General features: G+C 70.9%; 21 protein-coding genes and 2 pseudogenes. 11 read left to right on the top strand and 12 right to left on the bottom strand.

Annotation, left to right across the window (positions count from 1 at the left end; translation table 11 throughout):
- The first annotated feature begins 5 nt into the window (after window positions 1-5).
- Together ACIQRL_RS18925 and ACIQRL_RS18920 are read left to right on the top strand one after the other, a co-directional pair.
- Window positions 6-1,463 carry an aldehyde dehydrogenase family protein gene (locus ACIQRL_RS18925; RefSeq protein WP_401332621.1) on the top strand — a complete coding sequence of 486 codons (1,458 nt, stop codon included), beginning with the start codon at window positions 6-8 and terminating at the stop codon, window positions 1,461-1,463.
- Window positions 1,464-2,369 carry an aldehyde dehydrogenase family protein gene (locus tag ACIQRL_RS18920; protein ID WP_401332619.1) on the top strand — a complete coding sequence of 302 codons (906 nt, stop codon included), beginning with the start codon at window positions 1,464-1,466 and terminating at the stop codon, window positions 2,367-2,369.
- A gap of 174 nt (window positions 2,370-2,543) precedes the next feature.
- On the opposite strand, the gene ACIQRL_RS18915 is transcribed toward ACIQRL_RS18920, so the two are convergent.
- Window positions 2,544-2,951 carry a hypothetical protein gene (locus ACIQRL_RS18915; protein WP_401332617.1) on the bottom strand — a complete coding sequence of 136 codons (408 nt, stop codon included), beginning with the start codon at window positions 2,949-2,951 and terminating at the stop codon, window positions 2,544-2,546.
- 240 nt (window positions 2,952-3,191) lie between these two features.
- On the opposite strand from ACIQRL_RS18915, the gene ACIQRL_RS18910 reads away from it, so the two are divergent.
- Entirely contained in the window at window positions 3,192-3,830 is a 639-nt protein-coding gene (locus tag ACIQRL_RS18910) for a uridine kinase (protein WP_401332616.1), read from the top strand.
- 315 nt (window positions 3,831-4,145) lie between these two features.
- Here the strand turns inward: ACIQRL_RS18910 and ACIQRL_RS18905 are convergent, their stop codons facing one another.
- Window positions 4,146-4,943 (bottom strand): SigE family RNA polymerase sigma factor, encoded by a 798-nt coding sequence (locus tag ACIQRL_RS18905; RefSeq protein WP_401332614.1) that lies wholly within the window; start codon window positions 4,941-4,943, stop codon window positions 4,146-4,148.
- A 296-nt stretch (window positions 4,944-5,239) separates the two neighbouring features.
- Between ACIQRL_RS18905 and afsQ1 the strand changes: the two genes are divergently transcribed.
- From afsQ1 to ACIQRL_RS18880, 5 genes are all read left to right on the top strand, one after another.
- Window positions 5,240-5,917 (top strand): two-component system response regulator AfsQ1, encoded by a 678-nt coding sequence (afsQ1, locus tag ACIQRL_RS18900; RefSeq protein WP_355851816.1) that lies wholly within the window; start codon window positions 5,240-5,242, stop codon window positions 5,915-5,917.
- Window positions 5,914-7,488, top strand: a complete 1,575-nt coding sequence (locus ACIQRL_RS18895) for an ATP-binding protein (protein ID WP_401332612.1) — start codon at window positions 5,914-5,916, stop codon at window positions 7,486-7,488. Before afsQ1 ends, ACIQRL_RS18895 begins: the two co-directional genes overlap by 4 nt.
- Before the next feature lie 308 nt (window positions 7,489-7,796).
- Complete coding sequence (locus ACIQRL_RS18890) at window positions 7,797-8,402, top strand: hypothetical protein (RefSeq protein ID WP_401333344.1); 606 nt, start codon at window positions 7,797-7,799, stop codon at window positions 8,400-8,402.
- A gap of 63 nt (window positions 8,403-8,465) precedes the next feature.
- Window positions 8,466-9,017, top strand: coding sequence for a VanZ family protein (locus ACIQRL_RS18885; RefSeq protein WP_401332611.1), 552 nt, complete (start codon window positions 8,466-8,468; stop codon window positions 9,015-9,017).
- Between the two features lie 114 nt (window positions 9,018-9,131).
- Window positions 9,132-9,335, top strand: coding sequence for a PspC domain-containing protein (locus ACIQRL_RS18880; protein ID WP_401332609.1), 204 nt, complete (start codon window positions 9,132-9,134; stop codon window positions 9,333-9,335).
- Window positions 9,336-9,498: 163 nt separating this feature from the next.
- Here ACIQRL_RS18880 and ACIQRL_RS18875 read toward each other — a convergent pair whose 3' ends face one another.
- Together ACIQRL_RS18875 and ACIQRL_RS18870 are read right to left on the bottom strand one after the other, a co-directional pair.
- Entirely contained in the window at window positions 9,499-9,852 is a 354-nt protein-coding gene (locus ACIQRL_RS18875; RefSeq protein ID WP_401332608.1) for an ATP-binding protein, read from the bottom strand.
- A gap of 141 nt (window positions 9,853-9,993) precedes the next feature.
- A complete protein-coding gene (locus ACIQRL_RS18870; RefSeq protein ID WP_401332606.1) occupies window positions 9,994-11,148 on the bottom strand; it encodes an adenosine deaminase in 1,155 nt (384 codons plus the stop codon).
- Between the two features lie 113 nt (window positions 11,149-11,261).
- On the opposite strand from ACIQRL_RS18870, the gene ACIQRL_RS18865 reads away from it, so the two are divergent.
- A complete protein-coding gene (locus ACIQRL_RS18865; protein WP_401332604.1) occupies window positions 11,262-12,023 on the top strand; it encodes an alpha/beta hydrolase in 762 nt (253 codons plus the stop codon).
- Between the two features lie 195 nt (window positions 12,024-12,218).
- Here the strand turns inward: ACIQRL_RS18865 and ACIQRL_RS18860 are convergent, their stop codons facing one another.
- On the bottom strand, window positions 12,219-13,181 hold the full coding sequence (locus tag ACIQRL_RS18860) for a LysR substrate-binding domain-containing protein (protein ID WP_401332602.1): 963 nt from the start codon (window positions 13,179-13,181) through the stop codon (window positions 12,219-12,221).
- Window positions 13,182-13,243: 62 nt separating this feature from the next.
- On the opposite strand from ACIQRL_RS18860, the gene ACIQRL_RS18855 reads away from it, so the two are divergent.
- On the top strand, window positions 13,244-14,572 hold the full coding sequence (locus tag ACIQRL_RS18855; RefSeq protein ID WP_401332600.1) for an MFS transporter: 1,329 nt from the start codon (window positions 13,244-13,246) through the stop codon (window positions 14,570-14,572).
- Between the two features lie 139 nt (window positions 14,573-14,711).
- The gene (locus ACIQRL_RS18850; protein ID WP_401332598.1) at window positions 14,712-15,815 is read left to right on the top strand and encodes a sigma-70 family RNA polymerase sigma factor; all 1,104 of its coding nucleotides are present in this window, start codon (window positions 14,712-14,714) and stop codon (window positions 15,813-15,815) included.
- Window positions 15,816-15,854: 39 nt separating this feature from the next.
- Here ACIQRL_RS18850 and ACIQRL_RS18845 read toward each other — a convergent pair.
- The 7 genes and pseudogenes from ACIQRL_RS18845 to ACIQRL_RS18815 form a co-directional block, all read right to left on the bottom strand.
- Window positions 15,855-16,094 (bottom strand): annotated as a pseudogene (locus tag ACIQRL_RS18845) (STAS domain-containing protein); the annotation flags it as partial.
- 240 nt (window positions 16,095-16,334) lie between these two features.
- Window positions 16,335-16,918, bottom strand: a pseudogene (locus ACIQRL_RS18840) (Uma2 family endonuclease).
- Between the two features lie 95 nt (window positions 16,919-17,013).
- Complete coding sequence (locus tag ACIQRL_RS18835; RefSeq protein WP_401332596.1) at window positions 17,014-18,297, bottom strand: thymidine phosphorylase; 1,284 nt, start codon at window positions 18,295-18,297, stop codon at window positions 17,014-17,016.
- Between the two features lie 65 nt (window positions 18,298-18,362).
- On the bottom strand, window positions 18,363-18,776 hold the full coding sequence (locus ACIQRL_RS18830; RefSeq protein WP_401332594.1) for a cytidine deaminase: 414 nt from the start codon (window positions 18,774-18,776) through the stop codon (window positions 18,363-18,365).
- The gene (locus ACIQRL_RS18825; protein WP_401332590.1) at window positions 18,773-20,038 is read right to left on the bottom strand and encodes an ABC transporter permease; all 1,266 of its coding nucleotides are present in this window, start codon (window positions 20,036-20,038) and stop codon (window positions 18,773-18,775) included. Before ACIQRL_RS18825 ends, ACIQRL_RS18830 begins: the two co-directional genes overlap by 4 nt.
- Window positions 20,035-21,159, bottom strand: a complete 1,125-nt coding sequence (locus ACIQRL_RS18820) for an ABC transporter permease (protein WP_401332588.1) — start codon at window positions 21,157-21,159, stop codon at window positions 20,035-20,037. Before ACIQRL_RS18820 ends, ACIQRL_RS18825 begins: the two co-directional genes overlap by 4 nt.
- Window positions 21,159-22,850: an ABC transporter ATP-binding protein gene (locus ACIQRL_RS18815; RefSeq protein ID WP_401333341.1), complete on the bottom strand. Its 1,692-nt coding sequence runs from the start codon at window positions 22,848-22,850 to the stop codon at window positions 21,159-21,161. Before ACIQRL_RS18815 ends, ACIQRL_RS18820 begins: the two co-directional genes overlap by 1 nt.
- Between the last annotated feature and the right edge of the window lie 42 nt (window positions 22,851-22,892).

Genomic DNA, 22,892 nt, shown 5'->3' with positions numbered 1-22,892 from the left:
CCATCATGGCTTCCGCATTCGAATACGCACCGGCGCCCGAGTCCCGCTCCGTCGTCGACATCGCGCCCTCCTACGGCCTGTTCATCGACGGTGAGTTCACCGAGGCCGCCGAGGGCAAGGTCTTCAAGACCGTCTCCCCCTCCACCGAAGAGGTCCTCTCCGAGATCGCCCAGGCGGGCGAGGCGGACGTGGACCGCGCGGTGAAGGCCGCCCGCAAGGCCTTCGTGAAGTGGTCGGCGCTGCCGGGCTCCGAGCGCGCCAAGTACCTGTTCCGCATCGCGCGGATCATCCAGGAACGCAGCCGCGAGCTGGCCGTCCTGGAGACGCTGGACAACGGCAAGCCGATCAAGGAGACCCGCGACGCCGATCTCCCCCTGGTCGCCGCGCACTTCTTCTACTACGCGGGCTGGGCCGACAAGCTGGACCACGCGGGCTTCGGCGCGAACCCGCGCCCGCTGGGTGTCGCCGGCCAGGTCATCCCGTGGAACTTCCCGCTGCTGATGCTGGCGTGGAAGATCGCCCCGGCTCTCGCGACCGGCAACACGGTCGTCCTGAAGCCCGCCGAGACCACGCCCCTGTCGGCGCTGTTCTTCGCGGACATCTGCCGCCAGGCGGGCCTGCCCAGGGGCGTCGTCAACATCCTTCCCGGGTACGGCGACGCGGGCGCGGCCCTCGTCGCGCACCCGGACGTGGACAAGGTGGCCTTCACCGGCTCCACCGCCGTCGGCAAGGCGATCGCCCGCCAGATCGCGGGCTCGCACAAGAAGGTCACGCTCGAACTGGGCGGCAAGGGCGCGAACATCGTCTTCGACGACGCCCCCATCGACCAGGCCGTCGAGGGCATCGTCAGCGGCATCTTCTTCAACCAGGGCCAGGTCTGCTGCGCGGGCTCGCGTCTGCTGGTCCAGGAGTCGATCCACGACGAGCTGCTCGACTCGCTCAAGCGCCGTCTGTCGACCCTTCGCCTCGGCGACCCGCTCGACAAGAACACGGACATCGGCGCGATCAACTCCGCCGAGCAGCTCTCGCGCATCACCACGCTCGTCGACCAGGGCGAGGCCGAGGGTGCCGAGCGCTGGTCCCCGGCCTGTGAACTCCCGTCCTCCGGCTACTGGTTCGCCCCGACGCTCTTCACGAACGTCACGCAGGCGCACACCATCGCCCGGGACGAGATCTTCGGCCCGGTGCTGTCCGTCCTCACGTTCCGCACCCCGGACGAGGCGGTCGCGAAGGCCAACAACTCGCCGTACGGCCTCTCGGCGGGCATCTGGACCGAGAAGGGCTCCCGCATCCTCGCCGTCGCGAGCAAGCTCCGCGCGGGTGTCATCTGGTCCAACACGTTCAACAAGTTCGACCCGACCTCGCCGTTCGGCGGGTACAAGGAGTCGGGCTTCGGCCGCGAGGGCGGTCGTCACGGCCTGGAGGCGTACCTCGCCCCGTCGAGCCCGGAGGGCGAGCGATAAATGAGTGCAGCCGAGAAGTCCGAGCAGCAGCGTCTGAGCGTCTTCAAGACCTACAAGCTGTACGTGGGCGGGAAGTTCCCGCGTTCCGAGAGCGGCCGGGTGTACGAGGTGACCGACTCCAAGGGCAAGTGGCTGGCGAACGCTCCGCAGTCGAGCCGCAAGGACGCCCGTGACGCGGTCGTCGCCGCGCGCAAGGCGTTCGGCGGCTGGTCCGGCGCGACGGCGTACAACCGCGGCCAGGTCCTGTACCGCGTCGCCGAGATGCTGGAGGGCCGCAAGGAGCAGTTCGTCCGCGAGGTGGCCGAGGCGGAGGGCCTGTCGAAGGCCAAGGCGGCGGCCGTCGTCGACGCGGCGATCGACCGCTGGGTCTGGTACGCGGGCTGGACCGACAAGATCGCCCAGGTCGTGGGTGGCGGGAACCCGGTCGCCGGCCCGTACTTCAACCTGTCCTCCCCGGAGCCGACCGGTGTCGTCACCGTGCTCGCCCCCCAGGAGTCGTCGTTCCTCGGTCTGGTGTCGGTGATCGCCCCGGTGATCGCCACCGGCAACACGGTCATCGTGATCGCCAGTGAGAAGTCCCCGCTCCCGGCCCTGTCGCTGGGCGAGGTGCTGGCCACCTCCGACCTGCCGGGCGGCGTGGTCAACATCCTGTCCGGCAGGACCGCGGAGATCGCGGCCCCGCTGGCCGCGCACCAGGACGTCAACGCCATCGACCTCGCCGGCGCGGACGACGTCCTGGCGAAGGAGCTGGAGATCGCAGCGGCCGACAACCTGAAGCGCGTTCTTCGTCCACAGGCTGTGGATTACGCGCGGACTCCCGGCACCGAGCGCCTCACGGCCTTCCTGGAGACCAAGACGGTCTGGCACCCGACGGGCTCCCTGGGCGCCTCGGGCTCGTCCTACTGAGCCGTGCACGCCCGCCTCTCGGCGTGCTGACGCGCTGACACGCCGACGCGCCGAGATGTCGGGGCCCCGATCCGTGTCCCCGGGGCCCCGCGCACACGAGAGCCGCGCTTCCCCTCCGTCCAGGGGGAGCGCGGCTCTCTCATGTCCAGGGGCCGCCGCCGGCCCGCGCGGGAGTCAGTGCACGAGCCCGGTCGCCTGCCCCAGCACCGGGACGGCGCCGATCGACTCCGCCTCCGCCACCGGCCCCGTCAGGGCCTGCGAGGACAGCGGCTTGAAGTCGGCGACCTGGGTGCCCACGCCGTTGTCGAGCGGGTCCACACCGGTGCCGGCCAGCGGGTTGGGCTTGAGGGCCGCGACCGGGCCCGTGACATACCCCACGGTGCCGGTCAGGGCCTGGAGACCCGCCTGCGGGTCGACGTCACCGAGCGAGGCGGGCCGGGTACGCGGGGCGTCCACGGCGGAAGCCGTGTCCGCGAAGGCCGGGGAGGCCGCGGCCGTACCGGCAGCGACCACACCGACCGCCACGGCGATCCGCGCGGTCGTGCGGGCCAGGGTGTTCCGCTGGGCTGCGTGTCGCGCCATCAGGTTTACCTCTTTGACTAGCCGAGAACGGAAAGCGGAGAGCAAGTAAAGCGACACGCAGAGTAGTTGACGGAGGTCGTGTTCCGGGCGGTCATGGCATCCGATTCGCCCCTGCGGGTCAACAGGCATATCAACGCCAGCCGGTCCGGGCGTCGGAGCAGGGCACCGGAACCGGGGATAATGGCCGGGAGCCGCGCCGACGCGCGGCGCCGCCGGACCCGTCACAGAAGGTGCAGACCATTGGGTTCCCCTCCCCCGATACCCGCCCGCGTGGTGCTGCTCTGCGGCCCCTCCGGCTCCGGGAAGTCCCTTCTCGCCGCCGACTCCGGGCTCCCCGTGCTCCGCCTCGACGACTTCTACAAGGAGGGCACGGACCCGACCCTGCCCCAGGTCGAGGGCAGCGAGGACATCGACTGGGACCACCCGCAGTCCTGGGACGCGGACACCGCCCTCGCCGCGATCGGGGAACTGTGCCGTACGGGACGTACGACCCTCCCCGTCTACGACATCTCGCTGAGCGCCCGCACGGGGACCGAGGCCCTGAGCATCGAACGGGCACCGCTGTTCATCGCGGAGGGGATCTTCGCCGCCGAGATCGTCGAGCGCTGCCGTGAACTCGGCGTGCTCGCCGACGCGCTGTGCCTGTCACGGGGAGCGGTCACCACGTTCCGGCGGCGCTTCGTGCGGGATCTGAAGGAGGGCCGCAAGTCGGTGCCCTTCCTGCTGCGGCGCGGCTGGCGGCTGATGCGCGCCGAGCGCTCCATCGTGGCCCGCCAGGCGGCCCTGGGCGCCCACCCCTGCGACCGGGACGAGGCACTCGGCCGGCTGACGTCCGCCGCGGCCGGACAACGGGAGTCCGCCCCGGTGACAGCCCTGTAGCCGAGGCCCCGCACCGGGCGGACACGGCTCCGGCGCGCGAGCCCACGGCCCAACTCCCGGGGGGGACCAAACCCGTCGGCCCCCGGGCAACGCGGCAACTCGACAACCCGACAACGAAAAGAGGTCCAGGCGAACCCCCGTCCGCCTGGACCTTCTTCCGTTTCCCCCGTGGTCCCCCGTGACACGGTTGTCTCCCCGTGACCCGTTTCCCCGTGACCCCGTTGTGTGCCGGCTCCCCCCGGAACCGACTCCCCGTCGCCGGCTCCCCCCGGAACCGACTCCCCCGTCCTACCTGTTACCGCTCCCCCCGGACCTTCAGGCGACAAGCTCCCCGAAGGACTCCTCCTCGTCACGGCCGAAGCTGAGGACCTCGTCCTCGCGCATCCGGCGGAGCGACCGCCAGATGCTGGACTTCACCGTGCCGACACTGATGTCGAGGATCTCCGCGATCTCCGGGTCGGTGCGGCCCTCGTAGTAACGGAGGACCAGCATCGTGCGCTGGAGTTCGGGCAGCCGGGCCAGCGCCTGCCACAGGACCGCGCGCAGCTCGGTGCCGCGCATCGCGTCCGTGTCACCGGGCGTCTCCGGCAGTTCCTCGGTCGGGTACTCGTTCAGCTTGCGGCGGCGCCACGCGCTGATGTGCAGATTGGTCATGGTGCGGCGGAGGTAGCCCCCGACCGCGGCCTTGTCACTGATCCGGTCCCAGGCCCGGTAGGTCGAGAACAGCGCGCTCTGCAGCAGGTCCTCGGCCTCGAAGCGGTCACCGGTCAGGTGATAGGCGGTTGCGTACAGGGAGGCGCGGCGCTCCTGGACGTAGGCGGTGAAAGCCGCTTCGGCCTCCACCGACCCCGCCCCGGAGTGACGCTCCCCCGTGACCTCCCCGTACGCGGCTCCCCCGTGAGCCTTCCCCCCGGCCGTACCCACAGCGGCTGTCGCCGCCGCCGGGCTCTCCCCCGTGCAGGCGTCAACCACCGTCATGTACGTGGTGTGCTGACGCCCGGTGCCGCGATCGCACCCCCGCCCGATCACAGCACCGGACTTCTCCGTGGCCCGGTTGACGTCATGGAGCCGCGTGACTACTGCGCCAGTGTTGGTGCTGTGCAGCGTGTTCATCTCGCGCCCCCCGTCGTGGAGTCCCGGTTCTTCGGTTCGTTCCGTCGTGCGTCCTGCCTTGTGTCCAAAAGCTTGGCGGGCCCACTTCATGGCCGTGTCCGCCGACTGTCACAGACCTGTCACAGGGGTCGTTCCCTGGCGCGGCACAGCGCGATCACAGAGAAGAGCTGTACGACTACACAGATGACCACTTGGGCCCCGGCCGCCGCCCGCGCGGGCCTTCGTCGCACACAGGAGACGAGTGGGAGCGCTCCAACGGTCGATACCCGAGCATGACATGGGCCAGAATGACGTCCGTGCCTTCCCTGTTGCTGATCGAGGACGACGACGCCATCCGTACGGCCCTGGAGCTCTCTTTGACGCGCCAGGGACACCGCGTGGCCACCGCTGCCACCGGCGAGGACGGTCTGAAGCTGTTGCGCGAGCAGCGGCCGGACCTGATCGTGCTGGATGTGATGCTGCCCGGCATCGACGGATTCGAGGTGTGCCGGCGCATCCGGCGCACCGACCAGCTTCCGATCATCCTGCTGACCGCGCGCAGCGACGACATCGACGTCGTGGTCGGACTGGAGTCCGGCGCGGACGACTATGTCGTCAAGCCGGTGCAGGGCCGGGTGCTCGACGCCCGGATCCGTGCCGTGCTGCGCCGCGGCGAGCGGGAGGCCAACGACTCCGCGGCGTTCGGCTCGCTGGTCATCGACCGCGCCGCGATGACGGTCACCAAGAACGGCGAGGATCTGCAACTGACGCCCACCGAGCTGCGGTTGCTCCTGGAGCTGAGCCGCAGGCCCGGACAGGCCCTGTCCCGCCAGCAGTTGCTGCGTCTGGTGTGGGAGCACGACTACCTCGGCGACTCGCGCCTGGTCGACGCCTGTGTGCAGCGGCTGCGCGCCAAGGTGGAGGACGTTCCGTCCTCGCCGACCCTGATCCGTACCGTGCGCGGCGTCGGCTATCGGCTGGACAATCCTCAGTGACCAAACCGCAGGACAAGCTCCGCGGCTGGGCCGCGGCGCGCAAGGCGTTGCTGTCCGGTCTGCGCTTCACCAGTCTGCGGCTGCGCCTGGTCGTGGTGTTCGGGCTCGTCGCGCTCACCGCCGCCGTGTCCGCGTCGGGCATCGCGTACTGGCTCAACCGCGAGGCCGTGCTGACGCGTACCCAGGACGCGGTGCTGCGCGACTTCCAGCAGGAGATGCGCAACCACGCGAGCATGCTGCCGGTGCACCCCGCGCAGGACGAACTCCAGCGCACGGCCGGGCAGATGGCGAACAGCAGTCAGCGTTTCAGTGTGCTGCTCATCGCCGAGGACGCGAGCGGCAAGACCATCACCGGCAACTCCGAACTGGACACCTTCACCCTGGAGGACGTGCCCAAGTCCCTCCAGAAGGCGGTGAACAAGCAGCAGCCGCTGTCCTCGACCAACACGTCCGCGTACCACCTGTACTGGCAGCGGATCACCGAGCACGACAAGCCGTATCTCGTGGGCGGGGCGCGGGTGATCGACGGCAGCACGACCGGTTACATGCTCAAGTCCCTGGAACCGGAGGCCAAGGATCTCAACTCCCTGGCCTGGTCGCTGGGGATCGCGACGGGGCTCGCGCTGATCGGTTCGGCGCTGCTCGCGCAGGCCGCGGCGACCACGGTCCTCAAGCCGGTCCACCGGCTGGGCATCGCGGCCCGCCGGCTCGGCGAGGGCAAGCTGGACACCCGGCTGCGGGTGTCGGGCACGGACGAACTCGCCGATCTGTCACGGACGTTCAACCGGACGGCGGAGGCCCTGGAGAAGCGGGTCGCGGACATGAGCGCGCGGGACGAGGCGTCGCGGCGCTTCGTCGCCGACATGTCCCACGAACTCCGTACGCCGCTCACCGCGATCACCGCCGTCACCGAGATCCTCGAAGAGGAACTGGACGCGGAGACCGGCAGCGTCGACCCGATGATCGAGCCGGCCGTACGGCTGGTGGTCAGCGAGACGCGGCGCCTGGGCGACCTCGTGGAGAACCTGATGGAGGTGACCCGCTTCGACGCGGGCACCGCCCGGCTCATCCTCGACGACGTGGACATCGCCGACCAGATCACCGCGTGCATCGACGCGCGCGCCTGGCTGGACGCCGTCGACCTGGACGCCGAGCGCGGCATGACGACCCGGCTCGACCCGCGCCGTCTCGACGTGATCCTCGCGAACCTGATCGGCAACGCGCTCAAGCACGGCGGATCGCCGGTCCGGGTGTCGGTGCGGCTGGAGGGCGAGGAACTGGTCATCGAGGTGCAGGACCACGGCCCCGGTATCCCCGAGGACGTCCTGCCGCACGTCTTCGACCGTTTCTACAAGGCCAGCGCGTCCCGCCCGCGTTCCGAGGGCAGTGGCCTCGGCCTCTCCATCGCCCTGGAGAACGCGCACATCCACGGTGGCGAGATCGTAGCGGCGAACGCGCCCAAGGGCGGGGCGGTCTTCACGCTGCGCCTGCCCCAGGACGCGTCGGAACTGCTCGCCGACGACCCTCAGGGCCCCACCCGCGGGAACGGCACGGAAGGCACCGCCGGATGACCACCGAACACCCCACCGGCACACCCGCCACCCCGCCTCCGGGCCCCTCCGGCGCAGGGGTCGTCCCCTCCCCGGGAATCTCCGGCACCGGGGCCACCCGGTCGACGCGGGCCACCGGCTCCCCGACAACCGCCGCGCGCGCCACCGACCTCCCGGAGACCAGCCGCCCGCAGGCCACCGGCTCGGCGGAGACCAGCCGCCCGCGGGCCGCCGGTTCTCCGGGGACCGACCGCCCGGTGGCCGCGCGGCCCCGGGTGGCGAACTCCGCGGGACCCGGCCGGGAGTCCCGGCGGTCCCGGCGGTCGCGGCTGCGGAGGACGGGGTCCTGGCTGGCCGTCCCGTTGCTCGCCGTGCTGCTCGCGGGGTGCGGTATCCGCTCCACGCAGGTGCCCACCGACTTCGGTCCGGCGCCCTCGCGGGTGCCGTGCGCCCTCTCCGGCCCCGACATCTCCACCCAGGCCTCGCACGGGGTTCCGGTCCAGGTCTTCCTGCTCTGCTCGGCGCAGCTGGTGACCGTCGACCGGTCGGTGCGGATCCCGGACGGTACGGCGGAGGCGGCGCGCCGGGTCCTGGTGGCCCAGGCGCTGCTGGACGAGCTCGCCGAGGCGCCGTCGACGCCCGAGGAGCAGGCCGGGTACACGACGGACGTACGCGGCGGCATGACGGTCGGCGGGCCCCACGACGGGGACCCGGAGGACACGCTCCGGCTGAGCACCCCGCCGGAGGACCTCACCTCGACGGCCCTCGCCCAGATCGTCTGCACCTTCTCGGACTCGGCCGCGGCACGGGACGACGGCAGCGTCGTCCTGGGCGGTCCCGCCCCCGCTCCCCTGCGCAGTTACGAGTGCACCCCCGAGGTGCGTGCCGCCCCGGGCGACCGGTCCCCGGCGTCGACGGCGGTCCAGGGCTCCTGACGTGACGGGGGTGAAAACCCCCGCCACGGAACCGATCGTGCCGGACCCCGCGTCTTGGGGGGCGTGCAGCGTCAAGGTTCAGACGGCGGCAGCGCCGTCACCCGCGTCCGTGTGGCAGGAGGTGTCCTCCTTGTCGCACACCTGGCGCTCGTCGCCTGGATCACGCTGCGCCCGCTGGACGTCCCCTGGGTGAGCGCCGCCAACCTGCGGCCCTTCGCGGGTATCAGAGCCGACCTCGCGCTGGGCCCCGAGGTGGCGGCCCGCCGGATCGCCGCGGGCCTCGGGCTGCTCGCCCCGCTGGGTGTCCTGCTCCCGATGGCGGGGGGCAGGCTCGCCGTCTCCCCTCTGGGCTCCCTCCTGCGGACGACCGCCGCCGGGGTGCTGCTGTCGCTGGGCATAGAGCTGCTCCAGACCGGTGTCCCGGGCCAGGTCGTGGACATCGACTCGATCATGCTGAACACCCTCGGCGTGGCCCTCGCGCACCTCGCGATCGTGCCCGCCGCCAGGGCCCGGCTGCGCCGCCGCGCGGAGACGCGGCGCCGCGCGGCCGTCCTTCGGGAGGATCCCGCTCAGGGTCGGACCCCGACGATTCCCAGGGTCGGGATCGCTCCGTAGAGCGAGGCTTCGCCCGCTTCGTCCTCGTAGCCTTGAGGACATCGGTGAAGGCATCGATGAGGACGACGAGACCGGCCCCGCCGGCATTCGACGACGGTTCGCGAAGGAGCCACCATGACCGCCCTTGCCCGCCCCACGAACGGCCGCATGATCGGCGGAGTCTGTGCTGCGCTGGCACGGCGCTTCGGCACCTCCGCCACGACGATGCGTGTCGTCTTCGTCCTGTCCTGCCTGCTTCCCGGCCCGCAGTTCCTGCTCTACATAGTGCTGTGGATCCTCTTCCCCTCCGAGGACGACGCCTCCCGCAACGCCTGGTGATCCGGGCGGGCACGGCGGGCACACGGCGAACGCCGGTGGGGCGCACCCGACGAGAGGTGCGCCCCACCGGCGTTCGTACGGCCGCAGTGCCTGCGTTCCGTACGGCCGGAAGGCCCCGGGCTCGGACAGGCGGGGGACCTCCGTCCGACGGGGACGGGGCGCGTCAGCCCAGCGGAATCCCGTTCACGGGCAGACCGTGCGTGGGCAGCCCCTGCAGCGGCATCCCCCCGAGCAGGCCGACCATGGGCGCGGCCTGCCTGTCGGCGAGGAGACGCGCGGCGGCGGGCTTCGCGGCGACCACTCCGGTGCCGACGGCGCTCTGGCCCTGGGCGAGTGCCTGAGCGGCGCCGGGCAGCGCCGAGCTGACGTTCTCGGCGGGCAGCGTCCTGGTGACGGTGTCCAGGGCCGAGGAGGCGTCCGGCACGGCCGGGGCGGCGTTCGCGGCGCCCGCGCCGACAGCGGCGAAAGCGGCGCCGAGAGCGGCGACACCGAGGGTCTTGGCAGCAGACTGCTTCATCGTGAGTGCGTCCTTGGGATGGGTGACGGGGATGTGAGCGGTCCAAAACCGTAAACACGCAAACCCGCCCTCCGCAAACATCGAAAAGCGGCCGAGTCATGGAGAACAAGTGAAGACCCGGCCGATTTCCATCCCCTCGGATCAGACCTGATCTTCTACAGAACCGCTGGTGGAGGCGGTCTGCTGGAACAGCCATTCGGACTTCAGTTCTGCATATCCGGGCTTGATCACGTCATTGATCATGGCCAGTCGTTCATCGAAAGGAATGAATGCTGACTTCATAGCATTGACCGAGAACCACTGCATGTCGTCGAGCGAATAACCGAACGCTTCGACAAGGTGCTCGAATTCCTGGCTCATGCTCGTACCCGACATCAATCTGTTGTCGGTATTGACCGTGGCGCGGAAATGCAGCCGGCGCAGCAGCCCGATGGGGTGGGCCGCGTACGAGTCGGCGGCGCCGGTCTGGAGATTGGAACTGGGGCACAGCTCCAGGGGGATGCGCTTGTCCCGGACGTACGACGCGAGCCGCCCGAGCCGCACCGAGCCGTCCTCGCGCACCTCGATGTCGTCGATGATGCGGACGCCGTGCCCGAGCCGGTCGGCGCCGCACCACTGCAGGGCCTGCCAGATGGACGGCAGACCGAAGGCCTCGCCGGCGTGGATCGTGAAGTGGTTGTTCTCGCGCTTCAGGTACTCGAAGGCGTCGAGGTGCCGGGTGGGCGGGAAGCCGGCCTCGGCGCCCGCGATGTCGAAGCCGACGACGCCCGAGTCGCGGTAGCGGTTCGCGAGTTCGGCGATCTCCAGGGCGCGGGCCGCGTGCCGCATCGCGGTGAGCAGGGCGCCGACGCGGATGCGGTGGCCGTTCTCCCGGGCCAGCCGTTCCCCTTCCCGGAAGCCCTCGTTGACGGCCTCGACGACCTCTTCGAGGCTGAGCCCGCCCTCCAGGTGCTGTTCGGGCGCGTACCGCACCTCGGCGTAGACGACCCCGTCCTCGGCGAGGTCCTCGGCGCACTCGGCGGCGACCCGCACCAGGGCCTCGCGGGTCTGCATGACGGCACAGGTGTGGGCGAAGGTCTCCAGGTACCGCTCCAGCGAACCGGAGTCGGCGGCCTCACGGAACCACAGCCCGAGCTTGCCGGGATCGGTCTCGGGGAGGTTCGAGTAGCCCGTTTCGCGGGCGAGTTCGACGATCGTGCCGGGGCGCAGTCCCCCGTCGAGGTGATCGTGCAGCAGGACCTTGGGCGCCCGGCGGATCTGCTCCGAGCTCGGGGTGTTCCGGATCTGGCTCGTCATTTTCGCACTCTAGCCCCTACGCGCGTAGATCTCCTGTTGTACGAATCCGTCGATACGTAACGGTGACCGTGCGGACGGGTGGCGTACACCGTTGCTTCTGACACTGTTCTGTCATGGCACAGCAAGCGACGCCGGTTCGCAGGGCCCGGCTGGGGAGGGCGCTCGGCCCGGAGCCGACGGCGGTCAGCGGAGTTGTTCTGCTGCTGCCGGGCGGCGACGAGACCTCGGCCCGAAGACCCTCCCCCATGATGGCGACCGCCTCCGTACGGGCGTTGGGGCGCAGGCTGACCCGCGCCGGACGCGCGGAAGGCCTGGTCACCCACGTGGTGCACTACCGCGTCCGGGGCTGGAACGGCAGCGAGGCCCATCTCGCGGCCGACGCGTCCTGGGCCGCGGACGAGATCGTCCGCCGCTACGGCGACGTCCCCGTGTGTCTGGCCGGCATCGACATGGGCGGCCGGGCGGCGCTGCGCGCCGGCGGCCACCCGGCCGTCAACTCCGTGCTGGCGCTGGCGCCCTGGCTGCCCGAGGACGATGTCGCCGCGCCACCCGAACCGGTGAAACAACTGGCCGGGCGGCGCGTGCTGATCGTGCACGGCACCAACGACGAGCGCACCGACCCGGAGTTGTCCTTCCGGCTCGCGGCACGGGCGAAGAAGGCCAACCGCGGCATCTGCCGCTTCGAGGTCCACTCGGACGGGCACGCGCTGCACCAGCACCGGCACGAAGTCCTCGCCCTCGCGGAGGACTTCGTGCTGGGCGCGCTGTTCAGGCACTCCTTCTCCCGCCCGGTCGAGGACGCCTTCGCCGCACCGCCGCCCCTGGGCCTGCGGATGCCCCTCGCGGCGGGCTTCGGACAGTCGCTGCGGCGGTAGCGGGTCCGCCGTGCTTCCGGACTCCGAGGCGGTAGCGGTTCCGCCGGTCAGCCGACGGCGCGCCCGGGCGGGCAGCCGACGAGGCGGGGCAGACAGCAGCGGACGGGGCAGGGCAGGCGCGAACGGGGCGGGCGGCGGGCAGCGGCCACCCGGGCAAGGCGTGGCGGCGGCCCCGAGGATGGGCCGCCCGGCGGGTCAGTCGGGCAGCAGGTGGCCGCGGCGGGACAGCAGGAACTTCTTGAAGGCGGCCACCGGCGGGGTGTCCGGGTGGCCGTCGAGCCAGGCGACGCCGATCTCCCGCACGGCGCGCGGGGCGGTGACCGTGAGTTCGACAACTCCCGGGCGGGCGACGGCCGGTGGCGGCAGCAGGGCGACGCCGAGTCCGGCGGCGACGAGGCCCCGGAGCGTCTCCGCCTCCTCCCCCTCGAAGGCGATGCGGGGCCGGAACCCCGCCTCCTGGCAGAGGTCGTCGGTGATCCGCCGCATCCCGTAACCGGGTTCCAGGGTCACGAAGGTCTCGTCGGCGGCCTCGGCCAGGCGGACGCGCCTGCGGGCGGCGAGCGGGTGGTCGGCGGGCACGACCAGGCGCAGCTTCTGCTCGTCGAGCCGGCGGCCCACCAGATCGGGCGCGTCCGGGACCGGCGAGGTGAGACACAGGTCCAGTTCCCCCGAGCGCAGCCGCTCCAGCATCGCCTCCCCGTAGTTCTGCACGAGGCTGAAGCGGACCCGCGGATGGTCGGCGCGGAACGCGCGGATCAGCCCCGGCACGGTCTCCGAGCCCATCGTGTGCAGGAAGCCGAACGCGACCTTGCCGGTGGCCGGATCGGCGTCCGCGCGCACCTCGTCGGCGGCGCGTTCGACCTCGGCGAGGGCGCGCTCCACGGAGGAGAGGAAGGTACGGCCCGCCGGGGTCAGGGACACCGTCCGGCCGCGCCGCGCGAACAGGTCGACCCCCAGGTCCTGTTCGAGCCGGACCATGGCCCGCGACAGCGTCGACTGCGGGACCCCCATCTGCTCCGCGGCCCGGGTGACGTGCTCGGTGCGGGCGACTCCGGCGAAGTACGCGAGGCGTGGGGCGAGCAGCCTCGAGAAGTGCGCGCTGTCTTCTGTGTCACTGAACGGTGACAGGTGAGCCTCTGACCTCTGCTGATGCGCCATGGGATCGATTATGGCGATTCCATGCATTGGACGGATGAACGGCGTGTCCCTAGGTTCGAGGCATGCCTTCCGCCAGTACCGGGGCGTCCACCACCGTGGGCGCCGCCGCCTCCGTCCCCGCCGCCTCCACCCCCGCCGCCGCTTCCCTCTCCGTCGTCGACTCCGCTCCTGTCGCCGACTCCCGTATGGCCCCCGGCGGGCCCGGCTACCGCCGGATGAGCTTCGCGCTCTTCCTCGCGGGCGTCGCGACCTTCGCGCTCCTCTACTCCACCCAGGCCCTGCTCCCGCTGGTCTCCTCGGACTTCGGGGTGAGCGCGAGCGAGGCGAGCTGGACGGTGTCGGCCGCGACCGGCGGGCTGGCGCTGTTCGTCCTCCCGATGAGCGCGCTGTCGGAGCGTTTCGGACGGCGTACGTTGATGACGGCGTCCCTGGCAGTGGCGGTCACGGTCGGTCTGCTGGTCCCCTTCGCGCCCTCGATCGGCGCGCTGGTGGCGCTGCGGGCGGTGCAGGGCGCGGCACTCGCGGGGCTTCCCGCGTCGGCGACGGCGTATCTGGCGGAGGAGGTCCGCCCCAAGGCGCTGATCACCGCGATCGGTCTGTTCGTCGCGGGCAACAGCGTCGGCGGGATGAGCGGACGGGTCATCACCGGCTGGGTCGCGCAGGAGTGGGGCTGGCGGGTGGCCGTGGGCACGATCGGGCTGATCGCCGTGGTCTGCGCGGTGGCCTTCCGGCTGCTGCTTCCGGCGCCGCGGCACTTCGCGCGCGGTTCGCTGCGGCCCCGGGTGCTGGCCCGCACGGTGCGCGACCATCTCGCGAACCCGCTGCTGTGCCGGCTGTACGCGATCGGCGCGCTGTTCATGATGGTGTTCGGCGGGGTCTACACGGTCATCGGCTACCGGCTCAGCGAAGCTCCCTTCTCGCTCCCGCAGGGCATCGTCGGCTCGATCTTCCTGGTCTATCTCGTCGGCACGGTGTCGGCGTCGACGGCGGGGCGTCTGGCCGGCCGCGTCGGACGCCGCGGCTCCCTCTATCTGGCGGGCGGCACCACGACCGCCGGTCTGCTCCTGACCCTCGGCCACTCGGTGGCGCTGGTCCTGCTCGGCCTGGTCCTGATCACGGCGGGATTCTTCGCGGGCCACGCGGTCGCCTCGTCGTCGGTGAGCCACACCGCGAAGAAGGGGCGGGCGCAGGCGTCGGCCCTCTACCAGTCCGCCTACTACATCGGCTCCAGCGCCGGCAGCACGCTCGGCGCGGTCGCCTTCCACGCCGGGGGCTGGGCGGGCACGGTGGCCATGGGGCTGTTCGCGGTGCTGGGCGTCGTCACCATCACCCTGTTCGGCTCCCACGCGGCCCGCACCGCGTCCCGCCGCGGTCCGGCACTCGCCCACTGATCCCGGAACCCCTCCGACACACCCCCTTTGAGCTGCACCTTTCCCCGCTCCGCACGCCATTGTCAGTGGGCTGCGGTAGCTTCCGAAGTGCCGGCGCAATGACGCGCTGAACGGAAACAGCCACAGGGGTGGGTTGGCCATGAGCGAGGGTACGGCGACAACCGCGGACCTGGACGTCCGGCTGGAGAAGCACCGCGTCGAGCTGACCGGGTACTGCTACCGGATGCTCGGTTCGTCCTTCGAGGCCGAGGACGCGGTGCAGGACACGATGGTCCGGGCCTGGCGCAGCTACGACAAGTTCGAGGGCCGCTCCTCGATGCGGTCCTGGCTGTACCGGATCGCGACGAACGTGTGCCTGGACATGCTCAACGCGGGCAATCGAAGGGCTCGTCCGATGGATCTCACGGCTCCCTCCCCGCTGGCCCAGGCGGCGCTCACCCCGCGCCCGGACAACACCTGGCTGGAGCCGGTGCCGGACGCCCGTGTCCTGCCTGCGGCCGGTGATCCGGCGGAGGCGGCGGTCGCCAAGGAGTCGGTGCGCCTCGCCTTCATGGCGGCGCTCCAGCAGTTGCCGCCCAAGCAGCGCGCGGTCCTCATCCTGCGCGAGGTCCTCGCGTGGAAGGCGAGCGAGGTGGCCGAGCTGCTCGGCACCACGGTCGCGTCGGTCAACAGCGCGCTCCAGCGAGCCCGCGCCACCCTCGCGGAGAACGCCGGGGCGGGCGCGGACGCCGCCACCTCCGACCCGCTCGACGAGGAGCAGCAGAAGCTCCTGGAGCGCTATGTGGCGGCGTTCGAGGGGTACGACATGACGGCTCTGACGGCGCTCCTGCACGAGGACGCGATCATGACGATGCCGCCGTTCGACCTGTGGCTGCGCGGCCCGGAGGACATCACCGGTTTCATGACGACGCTGGGCGCCGCCTGCGCCGACTCGTGCCTGGTCCCGGTCGAGGTGAACGGTCTGCCGGGGTTCGCCCAGTACAAGCCGGACGAGGAGACGGGTGGCTACACTCCCTGGGCGGTGCAGGCGCTGGAGATCTCAAAGGGCCGCATCACCGGGTTCCACTGCTTCCTGGACACGGCCCGCTGGTTCCCGCTCTTCGGGCTCCCCCTCCACCTCGACGGACCCGCGGACGCGGAGGCCCTCGGAGCCCGGGGAGCCGGTGCAACCGGAGGAGTCGCCGGACCCGGTGGCCCCGGAGCTGTCGGAGGTCTCGAAGCGGAGGCCGACCAGGTCGAGTAGGGCGCGCAGCGCCGGGTCCGGGCCGTGCAGGCGTATCCGGCCTCCTGCCCGGCGGGCCGCCAGCTCCATGCGCGCCAGCGCCTCGACGGCGGCGAGGCCGGGCGGCCCGAGTCCGGCGACATCGCAGACCACGACCCCGCCCCCGGCCACCCCGAGGTGGGCTCGGACGGCCTCACAGAGCCGGGGCACCTCGTCCCGGGTGACGAGTCCTGGCAGCACGAGTACGGCCGGTGTCGCGGAATCCACAGTCAGTAGACCGGCCAGGGGCACGGAACTCATCGCGGGCGGTGCGGGGATCACCCGCGGCGACGCGAGGCGTCATCGCGCGCGGCGCGACGGCTCACATGGACCCGCGCCGCCCGCTCCTCCGTCTCGGGCTGGATGCATGCCCTACGCATCGCTGGAGTCGCTGGACCGGCCACGGCCTGGGCCATGGCCTCGGTGCCGGTACTCGTCGTGGTGGCGGTGGTCCTCGGGTGACTCAGGCCCCGGCCCGCGCTCCGCGCCCGGGGAACCCGCTCAGTCCTCGGGGAATTCGCCGGTGTCGATGACGAGGTCGAAGGGCGCGGGCAGCTTGACGGGCTCGCCGAACTTGGCGGTGCTGAGGGGCGGTAGACATCGCCCTCGGGGTCCCCGAAGAGGGTCACGGTGGGACGGTCGGGTGCCCAGCGGTCGACGAGGAGGTAGAGCGGGATGCCCGCGGCGGCATAGGCGGCGGGCTTGCTGACGCGGTCGTGGCGGGCGTTGGTCTTCGAGGTGACCTCGACGACCAGTTCGGCGAGCGCGGCCGGAATGTGGGTGTCCGTGTCGGCGCACAGAGGCACCGGAGCGACCACGATGTCCGGGATGAGCATGCCCAGGCGGGACGGCACGGCGATGGCCAGTGTCTGGAAGACCCCCCAGTCCTCAGGAATCACGGAGTAGAGGCGACGCTGGATGCGAGCCGCGATCACGTTGTGGCGGTAGGCGGGAGCAGGTGACACGGTGATGATCCCCTCGATGATCTCCACCTTGCTGCCCTCGGGCCATTCCATCTCCTCCCGGAACCGGACGAGGTCGTCCCAGCTCTGCTCGGGGTCCTGGCTCACGGTGAGTGCGCTCATGACGGCCTCCTATCGGTGCGTCACCGAGTGCAGCATGCCGAACGGGACCGGTGGAGGTCCACCGGTCCCGTTCATCCGAAGGAGGAAACCGCAGGTCAGGCGATGCGGTCCAGCACGATCGGGGTGGCCTTGAAGTCCGTGCCCGCCGGCGCGATGTCGTAGGAGCCCTCGACTCCCTGGAGCGCGTATTCGAAGCGGTCCGGGGTGTCCGTGTGGAGGGTCATCAGGGGCTGGCCCGCCGTCACCGTGTCGCCCGGCTTGGCGTGCAGCTCGACACCCGCGCCGGCCTGCACCGGGTCCTCCTTGCGGGCGCGTCCGGCGCCGAGGCGCCAGGCGGCGATCCCGATGTCGTACGCGTCGAGACGGGTCAGCACGCCGGAGGCCGGGGCGGTCACGACGTGCTGCTCCCGGGCGACGGGCAGCGCGGCGTCCGGGTCACCGCCCTGCGCGGCGATCATGCGGCGCCACACGTCCATCGCGGAGCCGTCGGCGAGCGCCTTCGCCGGGTCGGCGTCCTTGATTCCGGCCGCGTCGAGCATCTCGCGCGCCAGGGCGATGGTGAGCTCGACGACGTCGGCCGGACCGCCGCCGGCGAGGACCTCGACGGACTCGCGGACCTCCAGGGCGTTGCCCGCGGTCAGGCCGAGCGGCGTCGACATGTCGGTGAGCAGCGCGACCGTCTTCACCCCGTGGTCGGTGCCGAGGCCCACCATCGTGGAGGCCAGCTCGCGGGCGTCCTCGATGGTCTTCATGAAGGCGCCGGAGCCGACCTTCACGTCCAGCACCAGCGAGCCCGTGCCCTCGGCGATCTTCTTGGACATGATGGAGGAGGCGATGAGCGGGATGGCCTCGACGGTGCCGGTGACGTCGCGGAGCGCGTAGAGCTTCTTGTCGGCGGGGGCGAGTCCGTCGCCGGCCGCGCAGATGACCGCGCCGGTGGTGTCGAGGACGTGCAGCATCTCCTCGTTGGACAGCAGCGCGCGCCAGCCCGGGATCGACTCCAGCTTGTCCAGGGTGCCGCCGGTGTGGCCGAGGCCGCGCCCGGAGAGCTGCGGCACGGCGGCACCGCAGGCGGCGACCAGCGGGGCCAGCGGAAGGGTGATCTTGTCGCCGACGCCTCCCGTGGAGTGCTTGTCGGCGGTCGGGCGGGACAGGGACGAGAACTCCATGCGCTCGCCCGAGGCGATCATCGCGGCCGTCCAGCGGGCGATCTCACGACGGTTCATGCCGTTGAGCAGGATCGCCATGTTGAGGGCGGCCATCTGGTAGTCGGCGACCTCGCCGCGGGTGTACGCGTCGATGACCCAGTCGATCTGCGGATCGCTGAGTTCGGCGCGGTCCCGCTTGGTGCGGATGACGGAGACGGCGTCCATGGCCATGGCGTTCCTTCCGAAAGTGAGCGGCCCCTCCCTGGGATCGGTCGATCAGGAGGGGCCGCGGGGCATTACTTGGTGAGATGTCCGGGGCCGAAGGCCTGGGGCAGCATCTCGGCGAGGGACACGAGCCCCTCCGGCGTCTCCAGGATCAGGTCGTCCCCGCCGAACTCGAACAGGAGCTGACGGCAGCGTCCGCAGGGGACGAGGATCTCGCCCCGCCCGTCGACGCACGTGAAGTGCGTCAGCCGGCCGCCGCCGGTGGTGTGCAGCTCCGAGACGAGGCCGCACTCGGCGCACAGGGAGAGGCCGTAGGAGGCGTTCTCGACGTTGCAGCCGGAGATGATCCGGCCGTCGTCGACGCGGGCGGCGGCGCCGACCGGGTACTCCGAGTAGGGGGCGTACGCGCGGGACATCGCCGTACGGGCCACCTCCCGCAGCTCCTCCCAGTCGACGTCCGCGGACTCCACGCCGGCGGGGGTCACTTGCCCTGTCCCTTCCGGTACGGCAGCCCGTCCGCCTTCGGCATGCGCAGGCGCTGGGCCGACAGCGAGAGGACGAGCAGGGTGATGACGTACGGGGTGGCGGAGACGATCTGGTTGGGCACCTCGTTGGTCATGGAGTACCAGAGGAAGACGAGGACGCCGATGACCAGGGTGATGACGGCGGACACGTACTTCTTCTTGACCGCGAGCCAGATCGCGCCGATGCCGAGCAGCATGGCGCCGAGCAGCAGCAGGGCGTGGACGTTCTCCGAGCCGCCGCGCAGGTTGAGGCTGTCGGTGTAGCCGAACAGGACCGCGCCCAGGGCGAGTCCGCCGGGCATCCAGTTGCCGAAGATCATCGCGGCGAGACCGATGTAGCCGCGGCCGGCGGTCTGGCCCTCCAGGTAGAAGGGGTTGGCGACGATGGAGAGGAAGACACCGCCGAGGCCGGCCAGACCGCCGGAGATGATCACGGCGATGTACTTGTACTTGTAGACGTTCACGCCGAGCGACTCGGCCGCGATCGGGTTCTCACCGCAGGACCGCAGGCGCAGACCGAACGGGGTGCGCCACAGGATCCACCAGGTGGCGGGGATCAGCGCTACGGCGATCAGCGTCAGCCAGGAGACGTCGGTGACCAGGCCGCCGAGCAGACCCGCGAGGTCCGAGACGAAGAACCAGCCCTTGGAGTTCAGGGTGGTGAGCCAGTCGGAGAGCCCTGGCACGGTGAACTGGCCGAGCGATTCGACCGGCGGGGACTGCTTGGCCGAGCCGCCCGGGACGCCCTCGAAGGCGAGCGGGGAGAGATAGCGGGTGGCACCGAGCGCCAGGATGTTGATGGCCACACCGGAGACGATGTGGTTGACGTTGAAGGTGACCGTCATGATCGCGTGCAGCAGACCGCCGACGGCGCCGCCGATGACGCCGACCAGGAGGCCGGTCCACGGGCCCCACTGGTAGCCGGCCCAGGCGCCGAACCAGGTGCCGAGGATCATCATGCCTTCGAGGCCGATGTTGACGACGCCGGAGCGCTCGGCCCACAGACCGCCGAGACCGGCCAGGCCGATCGGGACGGCCAGTTCGAGCGCGGTCGACATCTGGCTGACGTTGGTGATGCCGTCGGCGCCCGTGATGATGCGAACGATCGAGGTCAGCGCCAGGGCGCCCGCGATCACCAGCAGGAGGACGGGAAGCGACATCCGGCGGCCGCTGGGAGCCGCGGGCTGCTGCGTGGGCTGGTTGACGTCGGTTGCGGTGGTCACTGGCCAGCCACCTCCTTCTCGGTGTTGTCGGTGGCGCCGAGGACGTTGCCCGCGGCGATTTCCGCGCCTACGCGGCGCTGCTGGCGGCGCAGACCCCACTCGCGGACGGCCTCGTACGAGACCACGACCGCGATCACGATCAGGCCCTGCATGATGACCGCGATTTCCTTGTCGTACCCGTGGAAGTCGAGCTCGGGCGAGGCCTTGTCGAGCCAGGCCCACAGCAGGGCCGCGAACGCGATGCCGACGGGGCTGTTGCGGCCCAGCAGCGCGATACCGATGCCGAGGAAGCCGATGCCGACCGGGAAGTTCAGGCTGTACGTGTGGGTGTCGCCGAGCAGGATCGGCAGACCCGCGAGTCCGGCGATGCCGCCGGAGAGCAGCATCGCGGTGAGCACCATGCGCTTGGGGTCGACACCGCTGGCCGCGGCGGCGGACTCGGAGGCGCCGGAGGCGCGCAGGTCGAAGCCGAAGCGGGTGCGGTTGAGGACGATCCAGTAGCCGATGCCGAGGACCACGGCGAGGATGACCAGGCCGTAGATCTCGCCCGCGTCACCCATGTTGAACCCGGGAATCCAGCCGGACTTGTGCATCTCGCCGGTGGTGTTGTTGTTGCCGAGCTTGACGCCGAAGACGTCGGGCAGCCACAGGTAGGCGATGACGGAGGTCGCGATCGCGTTGAGCATGATCGTCGCGACGACCTCGCTGACCCCGCGGGTGACCTTGAGGACACCGGCGATTCCGGCCCAGAACGCGCCGGTGCAGATGGCGGTCAGCATCAGCAGCGGGACCTGGAGCACGGCCGGCAGCGCGACGTGCGCGCCGACGATCGCGGCCATCATGGCGGCGAGCTGGTACTGGCCGTCCACACCGATGTTGAACAGGTTCATCCGGAAGCCGATGGCCACCGCCAGCGCCGCGATGTAGTACAGCGAGGCCTGGTTGATGATCAGGACCTGGATGTCGGAGTACGTCGCCTGCTGGAACATGATCGTGTACGGCTCGATCGGGCTCTTGCCCGAGGCGAGCAGCACGATCGAGGTCAGCGCCACGGCGACGACGAGCGCGATGACCGGTCCGGCCACCCCGAGGAGCAGGCGCTCCTTGTCGAACTTCTTCATCAGCGGGCCTCGTCTTCCGGGGCGTCCGCCGGGTTCTCGGCGGGCTCTTCGAGCTCGGCCGCTTCGGCGAGCTCCTCGTTCTCCAGGTGTCCGGAGGCGGCACCGGTCATGGCCGAGCCGAGTTCCTCCGGGGTGATGGTGGCAGGGTCGGCGTCCGCGACCAGCTTGCCGTTGTAGATCACCCGGAGCGTGTCGGACAGGCCGATCAGCTCGTCCAGGTCCGCGGAGATCAGCAGGACGGCGAGCCCTTCGCGGCGCGCCGAGCGGATCTGGTCCCAGATCTGCGCCTGCGCGCCGACGTCCACACCGCGGGTGGGGTGGGCGGCGATCAGGAACTTCGGCTTGTGGCTCATCTCGCGGCCGACGATCAGCTTCTGCTGGTTGCCGCCGGACAGGGAGGCCGCGGTGACGTCGATGCCCGGGGTGCGGACGTCGTACTCCTCGACGATGCGGCGCGTGTCCTGCTGGGCGCCCTTGATGTCGATCCAGAAACCCTTGGCGTTGGGCCTCTCGGTGACATGGCCGAGGATGCGGTTCTCCCAGAGGGGGGCTTCCAGGAGGAGGCCGTGACGGTGGCGGTCCTCGGGGATGTAGCCGATGCCGCTCTCGCGGCGCTTGCGCGTCGACAGGCCGGTGATGTCGTCGCCCGCGAAGCGGATGACACCGGAGTCGGCGGCCTTCAGGCCGATCAGCGCGTCGATGAGCTCGGTCTGGCCGTTGCCCTCGACACCGGCGATGCCCATCACCTCACCCGCGTGGATGGTGAAGGAGACATGGTCGAGCACGAGCCGTACGGCGCCCCGCTCCACCTCGTCCATGAGGAGGGCCGCGGAGCCCTTGCCCATCGACACCGAGCCCTTGGCGAAGACCGTCAGGTCCTCGACCTCGATCACGGCCCGGTCGGTGACCGTGGACTCGGAGGTCTCCGGGGTCGGCAGTTCGCTGCCGACCATCAGCTCGGCGAGCTGACGCGGGGTCGTCTCGGACGGCACGGCGGTGCCGACCGTCGTACCGCGCCGGATGACCGTGATGTCGTCGGCGACCGAGAGGACCTCGCCCAGCTTGTGCGAGATGAAGATGACCGACAGGCCCTCGGCCTTGAGTTCGCGCAGGTTGGCGAAGAGGGCGTCGACCTCCTGAGGCACCAGGACGGCGGTGGGCTCGTCCAGGATCAGGATGCGGGCGCCGCGGTAGAGGACCTTGAGGATCTCCACGCGCTGCCGGTCGGCGACGCCGAGCTCCTCGACGAGGACGTCCGGGCGGGCCCCGAGGCCGTAGCGCTCGGAGAGCTCCACGATCTTGCGGCGGGCCTTGGCGCCGATCCCGTACAGCTTCTCGCTGCCGAGGACGACGTTCTCCAGGACGGTGAGGTTGTCGGCCAGCATGAAGTGCTGGTGGACCATGCCGATGCCGCGGGCGATGGCGTCCGCGGGCGACGAGAAGGTGACCTGCTCGCCGTCGACGGCGATGGTGCCCTCGTCCGGCTTCTGCATGCCGTAGAGAATCTTCATCAGCGTCGACTTGCCGGCGCCGTTCTCGCCGACGAGGGCGTGCACGGTGCCCTTGCGGACGCTGAGGTGGATGTCGTGGTTGGCCACGACGCCAGGGAATCGCTTGGTGATCCCGGCGAGTTCGACAGCGGTCGCCTGACCGTTGACCGCGCCGGCCGGAGGGCTGCTGGACGCGTTGATGGCGCACTCTCCTGAGGGAAAGGGGGTCGTCTACGCGCGTAG

It is taken from the genome of Streptomyces sp. NPDC091209, from assembly GCF_044757755.1.
Classification (GTDB): domain Bacteria; phylum Actinomycetota; class Actinomycetes; order Streptomycetales; family Streptomycetaceae; genus Streptomyces.
The sequence above is the reverse complement of the archived record's forward strand: the minus strand, read 5'-3'. Positions and strand labels throughout refer to the sequence as shown.

What these genes read in the sequence shown, in the direction of transcription:
- ACIQRL_RS18925 (WP_401332621.1), top strand. Translation starts at nt 6, where the DNA reads ATGGCTTCCGCATTCGAATACGCACCGGCGCCCGAGTCCCGCTCCGTC.
- ACIQRL_RS18920 (WP_401332619.1), top strand. Translation starts at nt 1,464, where the DNA reads ATGAGTGCAGCCGAGAAGTCCGAGCAGCAGCGTCTGAGCGTCTTCAAG.
- ACIQRL_RS18915 (WP_401332617.1), bottom strand. Translation starts at nt 2,951, where the DNA reads ATGGCGCGACACGCAGCCCAGCGGAACACCCTGGCCCGCACGACCGCG.
- ACIQRL_RS18905 (WP_401332614.1), bottom strand. Translation starts at nt 4,943, where the DNA reads ATGAACACGCTGCACAGCACCAACACTGGCGCAGTAGTCACGCGGCTC.
- ACIQRL_RS18880 (WP_401332609.1), top strand. Translation starts at nt 9,132, where the DNA reads ATGACCGCCCTTGCCCGCCCCACGAACGGCCGCATGATCGGCGGAGTC.
- ACIQRL_RS18875 (WP_401332608.1), bottom strand. Translation starts at nt 9,852, where the DNA reads ATGAAGCAGTCTGCTGCCAAGACCCTCGGTGTCGCCGCTCTCGGCGCC.
- ACIQRL_RS18870 (WP_401332606.1), bottom strand. Translation starts at nt 11,148, where the DNA reads ATGACGAGCCAGATCCGGAACACCCCGAGCTCGGAGCAGATCCGCCGG.
- ACIQRL_RS18865 (WP_401332604.1), top strand. Translation starts at nt 11,262, where the DNA reads ATGGCACAGCAAGCGACGCCGGTTCGCAGGGCCCGGCTGGGGAGGGCG.
- ACIQRL_RS18860 (WP_401332602.1), bottom strand. Translation starts at nt 13,181, where the DNA reads ATGGCGCATCAGCAGAGGTCAGAGGCTCACCTGTCACCGTTCAGTGAC.
- ACIQRL_RS18855 (WP_401332600.1), top strand. Translation starts at nt 13,244, where the DNA reads ATGCCTTCCGCCAGTACCGGGGCGTCCACCACCGTGGGCGCCGCCGCC.
- ACIQRL_RS18850 (WP_401332598.1), top strand. Translation starts at nt 14,712, where the DNA reads ATGAGCGAGGGTACGGCGACAACCGCGGACCTGGACGTCCGGCTGGAG.
- ACIQRL_RS18835 (WP_401332596.1), bottom strand. Translation starts at nt 18,297, where the DNA reads ATGGCCATGGACGCCGTCTCCGTCATCCGCACCAAGCGGGACCGCGCC.
- ACIQRL_RS18820 (WP_401332588.1), bottom strand. Translation starts at nt 21,159, where the DNA reads ATGAAGAAGTTCGACAAGGAGCGCCTGCTCCTCGGGGTGGCCGGACCG.